A 15,859-nucleotide genomic window follows, 5' to 3' on the forward strand; every position below is an offset into this window, starting at 1 on the left:
CCGTCGTGTCCGCCCGGGCCTTCAGCCATTGGCGAGCCGGATCAACGCATCCACCGCCAGCGCTCCCTCGGCATCCGCCAGCAATGGGTTGACGTCCAGCTCCAGCAAGCGCTCGGCATGTTCGCAGGCGAATTCGGCGACCGCGCGGATCGCCGCCACCAGGGCCTCCATGGATACCGCCGGGCGACCGCGGAAGCCGCTGAGCAACGGCGCGCTGCGCAGGCTCAGCAGGGCATCGCGGATCGCCGCGTCGGTGGTCGGCAGGAGCAGGCTGCGACTGTCGCGCAGCAGCTCCACGAGTATCCCGCCGGCACCGATCACCAATGCCAGGCCGAAGCCCTCCTCGCGCTTGACCCCGACGATCAGCTCGGCCAGCGGCGCGCCTGCCATGCGCTCCAGCAACACACGCTCGAAGACCAGTTGCGGCGCGTGCCGGGCCAGGCTTTCGCGCATGTCGAACAATGCCGCCTCCAGCGCCGCCTCGTTGCGCAGGCCGAGCGCCACGCCGCCGGCCTCGGTCTTGTGCGGCAGCGCGGCGCTGACCGCCTTGAGCACCAGCGGGAAGCCGAGGTCGAGGGCCGCTTCGCGGGCCTGCCCGGGGGTGCTCAGCACCCCCGGGGGCAGTGGCAGGCCGAAGGGTTTCAGCGCCTGCTTGGATTGCCACTCGTCGAGCAGGTAGCCGTCGCCCGCCAGCGGCCCTGGGCAGATCGGCACCAACGCCGCCTCGCCGCGCTCCAGCAGCGCCGCGCGGCGCTGGCGGTAGCGGGCGATCCGTCCCCAGGCGGCGAGACCATCCTCGACGCCCTGCAGCGCGGCGACGCCCTCGCCGTGCAACAGCTCGCGGGCCCGGGCCGGCAGCAGTTCCGGGAACGCCGAGGCGATGAAGCCGACTTTGCCGTGGCGCTTCAGCGCGGCGCAGTAGCGTTGCAGAAGCAGGTCGCACTGCGGCCGCTCGCCGGTTTCCTCGCCCGGATAGTCGAGCACCAGCAGGGCGGCGTCGGCAGGGCTGCGCAAAGCGCTGTCGAGCATTTCCTCCAGGGCCGCGGCATCGCCCCAGATGGCGGTGGTGAAGTCCAGCGGGTTGGCGATGTTGGCGTAGTCGGGCAGCACCCCGGCCAGTTCGTCGCGCTGTCCGGCGTCGAAAGACGGCAACCCCAGGCCGTTGCGCTCGGCGTAATCGGCGATCAACCCGGCGTCGCCGCCGGAACAGGCCAGCGCGACCAGGCTCGGCCCGCCAGGCAGGTGGCCGCAGGCGGCGGCCTTGAGGGTTTCGACGAAGCTCACCGGGCCGCTCACGCGGATCACCCCGAGGCGCTCGAACAGGCTGTCGTAGAGCGCGTCGGAACCGGCCAGGGAACTGGTGTGGCTGAGCGCGAGGGCCGCGCCGATCTTCGACACCCCGGTCTTCAGGGCGATCACCGGCACGCCTTTCTGCAACGCCTTGTAGGCCGCGCGGGCGAACCCCGGGACGTTCTTCAGCCCTTCCAGATGCAGGCCGATGGCAGTCACCCGCGGCTCGTCGAGCAGCACGTCCATCAGCTCGGCGATGCCCAGCTGCGCCTGGTTGCCCACCGATGCCATATAGGCCACCGGCAGCGAACGGTCGCTCATCGACAGGTTGTAGGCGAAGTTGCCACTCTGCGTCAGTACCGCGACGCCCCGCTCCACCTGCCGACCGCCATGTGCCACCGGCCATAGCGCGGCGCCGTGCAGGTAGTCGAGCAAGCCGTAGCAGTTCGGGCCGAGCAGCGCCATTTCGCCGGCGGCGGCCAGCAGCCGGCGTTGCACGGCCAGGCCCTGTTCGCCGGTTTCGGCGAAGCCGGAGGCATAGCAGATCGCCCCGCCGGCGCCTTTGGCGGCGAGCGCGGCGACCGCGTCGAGGGTCAGTTCGCGGTTGGTGGCGACGAACGCCGCGTCCGGGCCGCACGGCAGGTCGGCGACGCTGGCCACGCAGGGTACGCCTTCGAGTTCGGCGTGCTGCGGATTGACCAGCCACAACTGGCCGGCGAAACCGCCTTCGGCACAGCGTTTCAGGGCACGCGCCATGCCACGGCCGCCAATGAAGGCGAGATGCCTGGGTGCCAGCAGGCGCTTGAGGTTTTCACGATTCATGTCGGTTCTCGATTCGGAACATGGCAGCCTTCCCCTCTCCCCTGGAGGAAGAGGGGAGCCAGGACTTCAACGCAGCAACGGCCGCAGCAGTTCGCGGGAAACGATGTGCCGCTGGATTTCCGAAGTGCCCTCCCAGATCCGTTCGATCCGCGCGTTGCGCCAGATGCGCTCGACCGGTCCTTCATCCATCAGGCCCATGCCGCCGAAGATCTGCACCGCTTCGTCGGCGACCTTGCCGAGGGTCTCGCTGGCGAACAGCTTGGCCATGCCGGCCTCGCCGTCGGTCATGGTGCCCTGGTCCATCTTCCAGGCGGTGTGCAGGGTCATCAGCTCGGCGGCACGGATCTGCGTGGCCATGTCGGCGAGCTTGAAGGAAACGCCCTGGTAGCTGCCGATCGGCTGGCCGAACTGCTTGCGATCGGCCGCCCAGCGCAGCGACAGGTCGAGGGCGCGCTGGGCCTGGCCGACACAGTTGGCGGCGACCATCACCCGTCCGGCGGTGAGCCAGGCGTTGGCCACTTCCCAGCCCTTGCCGACCTCGCCGAGCACCTTGGAGGCCGGCACCCGGCAATCGTCGAAGAAGATCTCGTAGGTGTGGTAGCCACGGTTGCTCACGCATTTCGGCCCGCGGCGCACGGTCATCCCGGGCGTGCCCTTGTCCACCAGGAAGGCGGTCACCGCGTTGCGCTTGCGGCCGTTGTGCTCGTAGCTGTCGGTGACGGCGAAGACGATGGCGAAGTCGGCGTGCCCGGCGTGGCTGATGAAGTGCTTGCTACCGTTGATCACGAAGGCGTCGCCGTCGCGCACCGCGCGGGTCTTGATCGAATTGGCGTCGGAGCCGGCGCCCGGCTCGGTGAGGGCGAAGCAATCGGTCTTTTCGCCCTGCACGCAGGGCAACAGGTAGTCGCCGAGCTGTTCTCCGGTGCAGGCCATGAGGATCTTCGAGGGCCGCGCGACGAATACGTGGAGGGCCCAGGAGACCTTCGACAGCTCGCGTTCGACCAGCGCCTGGGACAGGTAGTCGAGGCCGCCGCCACCCACTTCCTCGGGCATGTTGAAGGCATAGAAACCGGCGGCGAGGGCCTTGCCGCGAATCTGTGCGGCCAGCTCCGGCGACACCGCGTCGGCGCGGTCGACATCGTCCTCGTGGGGCAGCAGTTCCTTCTCGACGAAGCTGCGCACCGCCTCGACCAGCATGTCCTGTTCCTGGGTCAGCCTGAAATCCATGGGAATCACCTGCTCGGCGCCTAGCGCCCGCTGAATTGAGGGGAACGTTTCTCGGCCACGGCGCGCAGCGCCTCGGCGGCATCCTCGCTGCGCCCGCAGAGCAGCCCGGCGGCCTGCTCGGCACGCAACTGCTCGGCCAGCGAGCGCCCGGCGCCGTCGCGCAGCAGGCGCTTGGTCTGGGAGAAGGCGAAGGTCGGGCCGCTGGCGAGACGCGCAGCGAAGGCGACGACCGTCTCAACCAGGCGCTCGTCGGCGACCACCTCGCCGACCAGTCCGGCGCCCAGGGCGCGCTCCGCGCTCCAGGCTTCGTCGAGGAACAGCAGGCGCTTGGCCGCCTCGCTGCCAAGCAGCCGTGGCAGATGCCAACTGGCGCCGGCGTCCGGGCAGTAGGCCATGCCGGTGTAGCCGGCCTTGAAGCGCGCCGAGGCGGCGGCGATGCGGAAATCGCAGCACAGCGCCAGGTCCATGCCAGCGCCCACGGCGCTGCCGTTGACGGCGGCGACTGTGGGTTTGTCGAGGGCGTGCAGGCGCCCCATCAGGGCGTGGGCGGCCTCGGTCCAGCCATAGCTTTCCAGCTCGCCACGGGCTTCAGCCGCCGCCCATTCGGCGAGATCGGCCCCGGCGCAGAAGCTGCGTCCGCTGCCGCCGAGGACCACGGCGCGCACTGCCGGGTCGCGCTCGCAGGCATCGAGTCGGACGTGCAGGGCCTCCAGGGTGGGGATATCCAGTGCATTGCGCTGTTGCGGACGATTCAGGACGAGCCAGGCGATCCCGGCTTCGACCCGCGTCTGCAATGGGGAAAGGTCAGTCATGCGGCCCTCGTTCTTATTGTTGGTTGATGGCGATCGCGGCTTTCAGGCAATACTAAACACTCGTTCAACAAGACCACAATCCACCCATTCGGGTGTATGTAACGGCCCTGCGGCAGGCGCAAAGCCACACGCCATGCGATCCGCCGAAAAGCGGCGAAGGCCCGCGCGAGCCGGCTGTTACAACTTCGAACAAACCAACCAGGCGAAAACGAAAACGCCCGCCGGATGCGGCGGGCGTCGGGTCCTGCGAATGGCCGTTCAGCCGGCCCGTCCCAGGGCGGGGTCGCCCAGTCCCTGCGGCTGCCGGCGACGAACCACGTAATAGGCCAGGTAGCAGGCGGCGATGAAGCCGAAGCCCCAGTACAAGGACGGCCGCTGGGTGGGATCGAGGGCGAGGAAGACGAACAGCGAGCAGCACACGGCGATGCAGGCCAGCGGCACCAGCGGGAACAGCGGCGCGGCATATTTCAGCTCGGCGACCGTGCCGCCGCTGGCCATGTACTCGCGGCGGAAGCGGTATTGGGCGTAGGCGATGACGATCCAGGTGACGGTGCCGGACATCCCGCTCACCGCCATCAGCACCATGAACAGGGTGTCGGCGGCGACCACGCTGGTCAGCAACGAGAGCAGGGCGAAGCACAGGGTGATCAGCAACGCGTAGAGCGGCACGCCGCGCGCGCTGAGCTTCGACAGGCCGCGCGGGGCCATGCCGGTCCTGGACATCGCCCAGAGGATCCGCGTCGAGGCGTACAGGCCCGAGTTGCCTACCGAGAGGATGGCGGTGAGGATGACGAAGTTCATCAGGTCCGCCGCGTAGGGAATCCCGACCATGTCGAACACCTGCACGAACGGGCTTTCCATCAGCCCGGCCTGTTGCCAGGGAATGATGGCGGAAAGCACGACGATGGCCAGCACGTAGAAGATCAGTACGCGGAACACCACGTTGCGCACCGCCCGCGGGATGCTCTTCTCCGGTCGCTCGGTCTCGCCGGCGGCGACGCCCATGATCTCGCAACCCTGGAAGGCATAGACCACCGTCATCATCACCGCGAACACCGCCGACAGGCCGTTGGGGAACAGCCGCTCGCCGACCAGGTTGGAGAACATCGGCGCCGGCGCACCGCTCTTCAGTTCGATACCGCCGAAGATCACCAGCCCCCCGACCACGATGAACACCAGGATCGCCGCCACCTTGATCCCGGCGAACCAGTACTCGGCCTCGCCGAAGGCGCGGGTCGCCAGGGCATTGAGGGAGAACAGCACGACCACGAAGAAACCCGACCATAGCCACACGGGCACCTCCGGGAACCAGCGGGTCATGAGCATCCCGGCCGCGGTGAATTCCAGGCCTACCGTGGAGGCCCAGCTCATCCAGTAGACCCAGCCGATCATGAAGCCAGTCGCCGGGCCGATGAAACGCGTCGCGTGGGCCTGGAACGAACCGGAGACCGGCATCTGCACCGACAGCTCGCCGAGGCAGACCATCACCAGGTACATCAGCACCCCGGCCACCAGGTAGGCCAGCACCGCGCCGGCCGGGCCGCCCTGGTTGATGGTCACGCCGGAGCCCATGAACAGCCCGGTGCCGATCACCCCGCCGAGGGACAGCATGAAGATGTGGCGGCTCGCCAGGGCCCGGGTGAGTTGCAGCCTTTCCTTGCCGTCAGCCATGGCGCACCTCCGGATGAGGGTACGCACAGGGGTCTTCGAGATGGCTCATTATTCTTGTCTCCACTCTGTCAGAGGCCGTGTCTTGCGCACGGATGAGCGGATTATTGGCGGCGGATGTAAGACGCCGTTGAACGCGCGGATCGAAGATGTAAAAAGCTGTAAGGAAGTTGTTCGCCGCGCCGCTCAACCGGCCGCTGAGTCGGCTTCGCCGAGGAAGCCGGCGCGGCGCAGGGCTTCGGCGCCGTCGCGGCGCAGGCTACCCAGGCGTGCGCCCCAGGCTCGCGGGTCGACCCCGGCCGCGCCCAGGGCCTCGCGCTCCAGCTCGCCCAGGCCGGCGCCGAGCGCCACCAGGCCCATGGAGTGGCAGCTTCCGGACAGGCGATGGGCGATGTTCGCCGCCTCGGCCAGGTCCGCCTGGTCCAGGGCTTCGGCCAGCAGCGGCAACTGCTCGTCCAGGCTTCCCAGCAGGTTGCCCAGCAGTCCGGCGAGCTTGTGCCGCCCCAGCAGGCGGCGGTGGGTCTCGAGCATTTGCCGGTCCAGCGCGGCGTCCACCGCAAGCGCAGGCACGCTGGTGCCGACCTCGCCCAGCGCGCGGCGCAGCTCGTCCATCCGCAGGGGCTTGCCGAGCACGCCCTGCATACCCGCGGCGAAGTACCGACGCACCATGTCCGGCTGGATGCTGGCGGTGAAGGCGAAGATCGGCGTGGCGCGGTTCAGGCCGTCGAGCTGCCGGCGAATCCCGGCGCAAAGCTCGAGGCCAGCCATCCCCGGCAGGTGCATGTCCAGCAGGATCAGGTCGAAGCGCCGCTGCCGGCACAACGCCAGGGCCGGCCCCGCGTCCTCGGCCAGCATCACCCGGTGGCCGTCCCGCTCGAGCAGGCCCTGGGCCACCTCGCGGTTGAGCGCCACGTCCTCCACCAGCAGCACCTCCAGCGCAGACACCGATGCCGCCGGCGGCGTCGCGCCGGACAAGCTCGCCAGCGCCAGCTCGATCTCGAACCAGAACGTGCTGCCCTGGCCGACCCGGCTTTCCACGCCGATCCGCCCGCCCAGCGCTTCCACCAGCCGCTTGCTGATCGCCAGGCCCAGGCCGGTTCCGCCGTAACGGCGGGTCACGGCGTCGCCGCCCTGGGTGAAGCGTTCGAAGATGCGTTCGCGCATTTCCTCGGGAATGCCGATTCCATCGTCCGCGACGCTCAGCCGCAGTCGCTCGCTTCCTGCGCTGCGCACCAGCCGCTCGACGCGAACGCGCACCTCGCCGGCCTCGGTGAACTTCACCGCGTTGCCCAGCAGGTTGGTCAACACCTGGCGCAGGAACTGCTCGGCGCCGCGATGGCCGTCATGAACCTGCGGGTCCAGCCACAGGTCCAGCCGCGTGGCGTTCTCCCGCGCCCGCGGTTCGAGCAGGGTGAGGACGTCCTCGAGCAGGCTTCGCAAGGAAAAGTCCACCGCTTCCGGCACATCCGGCGCTTCCTCCAGCCGGGCGAAGTGGAGGACCTCGTTGAGGATCGCCAGCAGTCCCTCCCCCGCTGTCGCCAGTGCCCGCAGGCGCTGGCGGTCACGCTCGCCGAGCGATGCCTCGCGCAGCAGCTCGGCCATGCCCAGGATGCCGTTCAGCGGGGTACGGATCTCATGGCTCATGGTCGCGAGGAAACGGCTCTTCGCGCGGTCGGCGGCTTCCGCCTGGTCCTTCGCCCGACGCAGGCTGGCGGTGCGTCGCTCGACCTGTCGGCGCAACTCGTCGCGATCGGCATCGCGCCGGCGGCGGTCGGTGCGCAGGGCCTGGCGCATGTCTTCCAGGGCGGCGGCGACGGCGTCGATCTCATCGCGCTCGCGGTCCACCTTGTCCAGTCGCAGCGGCTGTTGCAGGTCGCCTTCGGCGATATGCCCGGCGAACTCGGACATGCGCCACAGATGGCGAGTGACCAGGCTATGGAACAGCCAACTGAGGGCCACCGCCAGGCCGCAAAGGAAACTGCCCATCCACAAGAGGCTGGCCAGGCCGCCGGAAACCAGCCGGCGATAGACCGCCGCCAGGTCGATGGCGATCTCCAGCTCGCCCAGTTGCCGACGCTCGCCCCCCGGCGGCTGGTAGCTCAAGGGAAAGCGCTCGACCCGCAGCATGCCGCGTGGACGCTGGTCGCCCTGCAACAGGTTGAAGTCGGCGCTTTGCAGGCTGACACGGGCGATGTCGGGGAAATCCCCGAGGCCGCGCAACTGCACGTTCAACTGCTCCTGGTTGAGATCCCACAGGCTGCGCTCGAAGCTGGCCAGGTAGCCGCTGCGGATCAGTTCCAGGCGCGCCTCGATCTCGCGCATTTCGCGGCGGTATTCGAAGAACAGCTGCACGGCGCCGGCGAGGACGGTGAAACACAGGCTGAACAGCAGCACCCGCCACAGCAGGCGCTGCGCCAACACTCCGCCGTGGCCGCTCACCAGGCGTCCGCGCGGTTGCCGGCGAGGCGCCGATAGTCGCGCACGCTGTCGTCCAGCCAACGCTGGATGCTGCCGTCGTCGCGATAGCCACGCAGGGCCCGGTCGATCTCGTCCATCTTCGCCGCCAGCGGCGAGTGCCGCGAGACCGCCACCCGCAGGTAGTCCACCGTCAGCGGTTCGGGCAGCGCACGGATGTTCTCGCCGCCGGCCAGGCGCTCGGCGAACAGCGTGCCGGTGCGCCGTTCGTGGGCGATGTAGTCGATGCGCTGGCGCACCAGCTTGCCGAAGTTCTGTCGGCTGTCGGAAACCCATTCGACGTTGCCGTGGCGGCCGACGAAGCGGTCGAAGTCCGCCCCGTAGCTTTCGCCGAACAACAGCCCGCCGCGATAGCCGGCGAGGTCGCCGAGGGATTGGATGCGCACCGGCCGCTGGCGGTTGTAGAAGATCGCCACCTCCTCGCGCAGCACCGGCTCGGCGGAAAACGCCAGGTCGCGATCGCGCGCGGGCGTGCGGTAGGCCAGTATCAGGTCGACCCGTCCGGCGGCGGCGTCGAGCAGGCAGCGCCGCCAGTTGCCCAGCACCACCACCTCGACCCGGTAGCCCAGCGCGCCGAACAGCCGCTTCACCAGCTCCGGCGCCAGCCCCCGGACCTGCTGGCCGTCGCTCCAGGAGATCGGCGGGTATACCGGATAGTCGCAATAGCGGATGGTCTCCGCAGCCTGTGCCAGGCCGCCCAGCAGCCATCCGCAGAGCGCCAGCCAGCAGGCCTGCATGGCTCAGGCGTCGCTGGCCGCGGCGGTGAACAGGTAGCCGGCGCCGTGGATGGTGATGATCAGTTGCGGTTCGGCCGGGTCGTCGCGCAGCTTGCGACGCAGGCGGCCGACCAGCACGTCGATGGAGCGATCGCTGGGCAGCCACTCGCGGTTGCGGATCTGGTCCATCAACTGGTCGCGGCTCAGGGTATGCCCGCTGTTGCGCAGGAAAGCGCCGAGCAATTGGAATTCGCCATGGGTGAGCAGGGTTTCGTTGCCCGCGTGGTCGATCAGGCGGCGCCGGTCGGCGTCCAGCAGCCAGTCGCCGAACTGCCTGAGGGCCTGCCGGGCGGGGCCGGCGCTGGCCTGGGCATGGCGCACCCGGCGGATCAGGTTCTTCGCCCGCGACACCAGTTCGCGCGGGTTCAGCGGCTTGATCACGTAATCGTCGGCGCCGCACTCCAGGCCGACGATGCGATCGATCTCGTCGTTGCGCCCGGTGATCAGGATGATCCCCACCTCGGAGCGCACCCGCAGCTCGCGGGTCAGGGTCAGGCCGTCCTTGCCGGGCAGGCGGATGTCCAGCAGCACCAGCTCGACCGGCTGGCCGAGATGGGCGCACTCGGCAAGGCAGGCTTCCGCCTGCTCGGCGTTGCCGGCGCAGAGGACGTCATAGCCCTCCTCGCCGAGATAGGCCTGGAGAAGCTCACGAATCACCGGGTCGTCGTCGACCACCAATACGCGCGGAACCATCGCCATCACCTTGCGCCTCCGGCGGGCCGGGGCGTTTCTTGTTCTGGGTTGTCGGACGGTGGGCGGAAGGGGCCGGGGCGCCTTCCGCTGCCAGCAGCAGCCTATCCACTACTGAACGGACGATCAACAAGCTTCCATCGCACGCCGGAAGCGGCGATGGGCGCCCGCCTCCAGGCCATCCACCCAGGCCTCGCAAATCTGCACGCCCTGCCGCGGCGTGAAGGTCGCGGGATTCAGCCCAGACTCCAGCCACAGCCCGTCGAGCAGGGCGCTGAGGCTGATGGCCGCCAGTTCCGCGTCGAAGTCCGCCCAGCCGCCCTCCTCCGCCAGTTGCCGCAGCACGCCGACCAGCAGCGCCCGGTACTCGCCATAGGAATGGTCGTGGACCCGCCCGATCGCTTCGATGCTGCCCACCGCACCCCAGAACGCCAGCCAGGCGTCGAGCAATTGCGGATCGAGCAGCTCGGCGGAGAAGGATGCCTCGAAGAACGCCGAGAGCCGCGGGCGGGCGCCGCCCGGCGCGGTGTCGATGGCACCGCGGAGCAGGCGCATGACGCGTCCGGTGACCGCCAGGTAGGCCTCGGCCACCAGCGCGTCCTTGCCATCGTAGTGGTGATTGATCAGGCCCACCGATACCCCGGCCTCGGCGCAGATCTTGCGCACCGAGGCGCCCTGGAAGCCATGCCGCTTCAGGCAGGCCAGGGTCGCCTCGATCAGCAGCGCCTTGCGCTGCTCTGGCTCCAGACGGGAAAAGCGCACTTCCTGGTTCATCCTTTCGCGGCTCCTGCTCGTCGCCCGCGACCACCGGCGGGCAGCCCCGATGATCGCAGGTTACGTGGCGCCCGTCTCACTGGCTGGCCCAGGCGTTGAAGCGCTCCTCCAGCTCCTCGCCGTGCTCGACCCAGAATTCGTCGTCCATCGCCAGGCCCTGCTCCAGGTTCGCCGGCGCGGTCGGCACCCAGCTCGCCAGTTGCGCGGGCAGGCGCTGGGCGGCCTGGCGGTTGGTCGGCCCGTAGGGAATGTTCTCGACGTAGCGCACCTGGGCATCCGGGGCATTGGCGAAGGCGATGAAGCGACGCGCCTCGGCGCCGCGCTTCGAACCCTTGACCACCGCCCAGTAGTCCATGCCGTACAGGCTGCCCGGCCATACCAGGGCCAGGTTGCGCCCCGCGCGGTGGGCGTCGGCGATGCGCCCGGTGTAGGTGGACGTCATCACCACGTCGCCGGCGGCCAGCCACTGCGCCGGCTGCGCTCCCGCCTCCCACCACTGGATGTAGGGCTTGAGCTGGCCCAGCTTGGCGAAGGCACGGTCGGCACCGGCGCGGGTCGCCAGCAGCGGATAGACCTGCTCGCGTGGCACGCCGTCGGCGAGCAGGGCGAACTCCAGGTTGTAGATCGCCCGCTTGCGCAGGCCGCGCTTGCCGGGGAAGCGCTGGACGTCCCAGAAGTCGGCCCAGGACGCCGGCGGCTGTTGCAGCCGGTCGGCGTCGTAGCCGATCGCCACGCCCCAGACCAGCGCGGCGGAACCGCATTCCTGGGCGGCATTGGCGATCAACTGCTGCTTGCCGCCGATGGCCTGCCAGTCCAGACGCTCGAACAGGCCGTCGTCGCAACCGCGCGCCAGATCCGGCCCCTCGACCTGGACCAGGTCCCAGTCGGCGTGACCGGTATCGGCCATCACCTTGATCCGGGCCATCTCGCCGTTGTACTCGCTCTGCACTACGGGAATCCCGGTCTGCTGCGTGAACGGCTGGAAGAACGCCACCTCCTGGGCCTTCTGTCCGGCGCCGCCGTAGCCGACCACCACCAGGCCATCATCGGCCTGGACCGGCGCGAGGCCGCCGAACGCCAGCAGGACGGCGCCGAGCAGGACGCGGCAAGGAAAAACCGGATGCGGACGGGCGCTGGCCGCGCGGCGCAATGGAAAGGAACGGTTCATGTGCGTCTCCTCTTGTTCTTGTTGTGGAGTGGATCGCAGCGAGCCGCCGGGAAGCGGCCACGGGACAGAAACTATCCAGTCGATTTTAAAAAAACAAGTTGATTTTTTACTTATGGTAAATTCATATCCTGTTTCTGAAGCGCGCCGCGAGAACAACAAGAAGGACGCCAACCGTGAATTTCCCGCACCTGTTTAGCCCCCTGGAAATCCGGGGCAAACGCCTGAAAAACCGCATCATGTCGAGCGGCCACGACACGTCGATGCCTACCGACAACCTGGTCAACGAGCCACTCGTCGCCTATCACCGCGCCCGGGCCCGCGGCGGCGCCGGACTGATCGTCATGCAGGTGGCCGGGGTCCACGACAGCGCGCGCTACACCTCGCACGTGCTGATGGCCACCGACGATGCCTGCATCCCCGGCTACCGGCGGGTCGCCGAGGCCTGCCACGCCGAAGGCTGCGTGGTGCTGTCGCAGATCTTCCATCCCGGGCGCGAGATCATGGAGTCCGCCGACGGCCTGCTGGCGGTGGCCTATTCCGCCTCGGCCTCGCCCAACGAACGGTTCCGGGTGATGCCACGCGAACTCGACCAGCCGCTGATCGACGAGATCGTCGCCGGCTACGCCGCCGCCGCGCGCCGCCTGCACCAGGCAGGACTGGACGGGGTGGAGGTGGTCGCCAGCCACGGCTACCTGCCGGCGCAATTCCTCAACCCGCGGGTGAACCGCCGCAAGGATGGCTACAACGGCGACCTCGATGCCCGCCTGCGTTTCCTCCGCGAAGTGCTGGCAGCGGTGCGCGCGGCCACCTCCGAGGACTTCATCGTCGGCCTGCGCCTGTCCGCCGACGAGCGCGACCCCGAGGGTCTCAGCGAAAGCGAGTCGCTGCAGGCGGCCGAGGCGGTCCAGGGCGAGCTGGACTACCTGCACATCGTCGCCGGCACTTCGGCCTCCCTCGGCGGCGCCATCCATATCGTCCCGCCGATGGCCATCGAGCCGGCCTACCTGGCCCGCGAAGCCGGTACCTTCAAGGCGCGCCTGGCGATCCCGCTGTTCGTCACCGGGCGCATCAACCAGCCCCAGGAGGCCGAGGCCATCCTCGCCCGAGGCCAGGCCGACGTCTGCGGCATGACCCGCGCGCTGATCTGCGACCCGCAGATGCCGAACAAGGCCGAGGCCGGGCGCAGCGACGACGTGCGCGCCTGCATCGCCTGCAACCAGGCCTGCATCGGACATTTCCACCGAGGCTATCCGATCTCCTGCATCCAGCACCCGGAAACCGGCCGCGAGCTGACCTACGCAACGCCCAATCCGGCCTCGCGGCGCAAGCGCGTGCTGGTCGCCGGCGGCGGCCCGGCGGGGATGAAGGCGGCGGCGGTGGCGGCACAGCGCGGCCACGAGGTAGTGCTCTGCGAGGCCGGCGCCCAGCTCGGCGGCCAGGTCAACCTGGCGCAACTGCTGCCGCGCCGCGCGGAATTCGGCGGCGCCTCCACCAACCTGCAACGGGAGATGCAACTGGCCGGCGTCGAGGTACGCCGCAACACGCCGGTCGACCGCGCGCTGGTGGAGCGCGAACGGCCGGACCTGGTGATCGTCGCTACCGGCGCCGAACCCTATTGGCCGCCTTTCGAGCGCGGCGGCGAGCTGCAGGTGGTGGATGCCTGGCAGGTGCTGCGCGGCGAGGTGCGGGTCGGTCGTTCGGTGCTGGTCACCGACTGGCGGGGCGACTGGATCGGCCCCGGTATCGCGGAAAAGCTTGTACGCGAGGGCCACCAGGTGCGCCTGGCGGTGAACGGCACCCACTGCGGCGAGAGCCTGCCGCTGTATGTGCGCGACCAGTTGGCCGGCGAGCTGCACCGCCTGGGTATCCCGGTCACGCCCTACGCCCGCCTGTACGGCTGCGACGATACCACGGTGTACATGCAGCACAGCGCCAGCGGCGAGGCGATGCTGTTCGAGGAGGTCGATACCCTGGTGCTATGCCAGGGCCACCAGCCGGTGGACCGCCTGGCCGACAGCCTGCACGGCCTGGCGGAGGTGTTGCGGATCGGCGACTGCCTGGCCCCCCGCACCGCCGAGGAGGCGATCTACGAAGGGCTCAAGGCCGCCTGGAGCATCTGAGCGGCGCGGCCGCGGCTCCCTCGACGGGTCCCGGCCCAGCCCCTAGAATGCCGCAAACGCAGCCAGGACCCCGCCGCATGCCCCGCCCGTCACCGCCGGACGCCACCGACACGCCGCGCAGCGAAACGCACTTCCTCGGCACCCGCATCCGCGGCCTGCGCAAGCGCCGCGGCCTGACCCTGGCCGAGCTGGCCGCACAGAGCGAACTCACCGCCGGCTACATCAGCCAGTTGGAACGCAACCTGGCGTATCCGTCGATTCCGGCGCTGTTCAACATCGCCCGCAGCCTCGGCGTGACCATCCAGTGGTTCTTCGCCAGCGAGGCCGCGGTGGACCCGGCGGACGCCGGCTACGTGGTGCGGCGCAACACGCGCATGAGCGTGCATTACGAAGACGGCATCATCGACGAACTGCTCACCCCGCAGCCCAGCCGCCAGTTGGAGATCCTCCACTCGCGTTTCCCGCCGGGCACCTACAGCCAGCAGAGCTACAGCCATGAGGGCGAGGAAGCCGGCTACATCCTCAGCGGAATCTTCGAACTCTGGGTCGGCGACCGCCATTTCCAGCTCCGCGAGGGCGACAGCTTCAGCTACTCCAGCCAGGAACCGCATCGCTACGGCAACCCGGGCGACAGCGATACCCTGGTGCTCTGGGTGATCACCCCGCCGACGTTCTGAAACGCCCTGTCGCGATGCAGGGCCAGGGGAGGGCCGACGGGGCGAGCGCTACCCGCCGCGCCCGAGCAACCGCGCCAACCCCGCCAGCAGCCGCTCCAGGGCGCCCTGGTTGTTGCGCAGCACCTTCTCTCCGGCAGTGGCCATGGCCGTCGCGACCTCCGGCTGCGCCCACAGGCGCGCGAGGCCGTCGCACAGCTCGCCGGCATCCGTCACCTCGAGCAGCGCCCCGGCGTCGCGCAATTGCGCGGCGATGTCGAGGAAGTTGAACAGGTGCGGACCGGCGAACACCGGCTTGCCCAGGGCCGCCGGCTCCAGCAGGTTGTGCCCGCCGTTGGGCACCAGGCTGCCGCCGACGAAAGCGATGTCGGCCAGGGCATAGAGGAACAGCAGCTCGCCCATGGTATCGCCGAGCAGCACCTGGGTCGCGCGTGCCACTGGCTCGCCGCCGGAGCGCCGGACCGTGGCGAAGCCTTCGCGGCGGCATAGCTCGTGGACGCCGGCGAAGCGTTCCGGATGGCGCGGCACCAGGATCAGCAACGCGTCGGGACGCGTTTCCAGCAGGCGCCGGTGGGCTGCCAGGACGATCTCGTCCTCGCCGGCATGGGTGCTGGCGGCGATCCACAGCGGTCGCGCCGTCGCGTCCCATTCCTCGCGCAGGGCGGCAGCGGCCAGCGGCAGCTGCGGGTCGATGCGCAGGTCGAACTTGATCGAGCCGGTCACGCTGACGCACTCAGGACGCGCGCCGAGACGACGGAAGCGCTCGGCCTCGGCCTCGGTCTGCACGGCGATCCAGGACAGCTCGGCGAGCATCGGCCGGGTCAGCCCGGCGAAGCGCGCGTAGCCACGCGCCGAGCGCTCGGACAGGCGCGCATTGGCCAGCGCCACCGGGATCCCGCGCACGGCGCAGGCATGGATATGGTTGGGCCACAGCTCGGTTTCCATGATCACCGCCAGGCGCGGCCGCACCCGGTCGAGGAAGCGCGCCGCCGCCCAGGGCAGGTCGTAGGGCAGGTAGCAGTGCCGGACCTGCTCGCCGAACAATGCGCGGATGCGCTCCGAGCCGGTCGGGGTCATGCAGGTGACGGTGACCGGCAACTGCGGATGGCGCTCCAGCAGCGCCCGCACCATCGGCGCGGCGGCGATGCTCTCGCCCACCGAGACGGCGTGCACCCAGATGCCGCCGGGCGGCACCTCGGGCAAGGACAGGGAAAAACGCTCGCCGATGCGCTTGGCATAGGCCGGCGCCTGGCGCGCGCGCCACCACAGGCGCAACGCCACCAGCGGCAAGCCGAGGTGGAACAGCAGAGTATAGAGGGTACGGTTCATGGGCGCGCAGCTTAGCAAAACTCCCGCCGACCGG

General features: G+C 69.4%; 13 protein-coding genes. 3 read left to right on the forward strand and 10 right to left on the reverse strand.

Annotated features, from left to right (window positions below; genetic code table 11):
• Window positions 1-21: 21 nt before the first annotated feature.
• From ACYAF3_RS08220 to ACYAF3_RS08260, 9 genes are all read right to left on the reverse strand, one after another.
• Complete coding sequence (locus tag ACYAF3_RS08220) at window positions 22-2,112, reverse strand: acetate--CoA ligase family protein (protein WP_003158378.1); 2,091 nt, start codon at window positions 2,110-2,112, stop codon at window positions 22-24.
• Between the two features lie 66 nt (window positions 2,113-2,178).
• A complete protein-coding gene (locus ACYAF3_RS08225; RefSeq protein WP_003095708.1) occupies window positions 2,179-3,339 on the reverse strand; it encodes an acyl-CoA dehydrogenase family protein in 1,161 nt (386 codons plus the stop codon).
• Between the two features lie 20 nt (window positions 3,340-3,359).
• On the reverse strand, window positions 3,360-4,151 hold the full coding sequence (locus ACYAF3_RS08230) for an enoyl-CoA hydratase/isomerase family protein (protein ID WP_012614620.1): 792 nt from the start codon (window positions 4,149-4,151) through the stop codon (window positions 3,360-3,362).
• Window positions 4,152-4,409: 258 nt separating this feature from the next.
• Window positions 4,410-5,822, reverse strand: a complete 1,413-nt coding sequence (locus tag ACYAF3_RS08235) for an amino acid permease (RefSeq protein ID WP_003116157.1) — start codon at window positions 5,820-5,822, stop codon at window positions 4,410-4,412.
• Between the two features lie 183 nt (window positions 5,823-6,005).
• A complete protein-coding gene (locus ACYAF3_RS08240; RefSeq protein WP_023088642.1) occupies window positions 6,006-8,258 on the reverse strand; it encodes an ATP-binding protein in 2,253 nt (750 codons plus the stop codon).
• Window positions 8,255-9,031: a substrate-binding periplasmic protein gene (locus tag ACYAF3_RS08245; protein WP_003114534.1), complete on the reverse strand. Its 777-nt coding sequence runs from the start codon at window positions 9,029-9,031 to the stop codon at window positions 8,255-8,257. Before ACYAF3_RS08245 ends, ACYAF3_RS08240 begins: the two co-directional genes overlap by 4 nt.
• A 3-nt stretch (window positions 9,032-9,034) precedes the next feature.
• The gene (gene aruR, locus ACYAF3_RS08250) at window positions 9,035-9,769 is read right to left on the reverse strand and encodes a two-component system response regulator AruR (protein WP_003095718.1); all 735 of its coding nucleotides are present in this window, start codon (window positions 9,767-9,769) and stop codon (window positions 9,035-9,037) included.
• Window positions 9,770-9,886: 117 nt separating this feature from the next.
• A complete protein-coding gene (locus ACYAF3_RS08255) occupies window positions 9,887-10,534 on the reverse strand; it encodes a TetR family transcriptional regulator C-terminal domain-containing protein (RefSeq protein ID WP_003114535.1) in 648 nt (215 codons plus the stop codon).
• Between the two features lie 76 nt (window positions 10,535-10,610).
• A complete protein-coding gene (locus tag ACYAF3_RS08260) occupies window positions 10,611-11,702 on the reverse strand; it encodes an ABC transporter substrate-binding protein (RefSeq protein ID WP_003095722.1) in 1,092 nt (363 codons plus the stop codon).
• On the opposite strand from ACYAF3_RS08260, the gene ACYAF3_RS08265 reads away from it, so the two are divergent.
• The 3 genes from ACYAF3_RS08265 to ACYAF3_RS08275 all read left to right on the forward strand — a co-directional run bounded on the left by ACYAF3_RS08265 (window position 11,701) and on the right by ACYAF3_RS08275 (window position 14,499).
• Entirely contained in the window at window positions 11,701-11,898 is a 198-nt protein-coding gene (locus ACYAF3_RS08265) for a hypothetical protein (protein WP_153519013.1), read from the forward strand. The genes ACYAF3_RS08260 and ACYAF3_RS08265 overlap by 2 nt on opposite strands.
• Window positions 11,876-13,822, forward strand: coding sequence for an oxidoreductase (locus ACYAF3_RS08270; protein ID WP_003158381.1), 1,947 nt, complete (start codon window positions 11,876-11,878; stop codon window positions 13,820-13,822). The genes ACYAF3_RS08265 and ACYAF3_RS08270 overlap by 23 nt, the downstream gene beginning before the upstream one ends.
• Before the next feature lie 77 nt (window positions 13,823-13,899).
• Window positions 13,900-14,499, forward strand: coding sequence for a helix-turn-helix domain-containing protein (locus tag ACYAF3_RS08275; RefSeq protein WP_003095727.1), 600 nt, complete (start codon window positions 13,900-13,902; stop codon window positions 14,497-14,499).
• Between the two features lie 48 nt (window positions 14,500-14,547).
• Here ACYAF3_RS08275 and waaA read toward each other — a convergent pair whose 3' ends face one another.
• Window positions 14,548-15,825 carry a lipid IV(A) 3-deoxy-D-manno-octulosonic acid transferase gene (gene waaA, locus ACYAF3_RS08280; protein ID WP_003114538.1) on the reverse strand — a complete coding sequence of 426 codons (1,278 nt, stop codon included), beginning with the start codon at window positions 15,823-15,825 and terminating at the stop codon, window positions 14,548-14,550.
• Between the last annotated feature and the right edge of the window lie 34 nt (window positions 15,826-15,859).

Source organism: Pseudomonas sp. TZ252 (genome assembly GCF_056110345.1).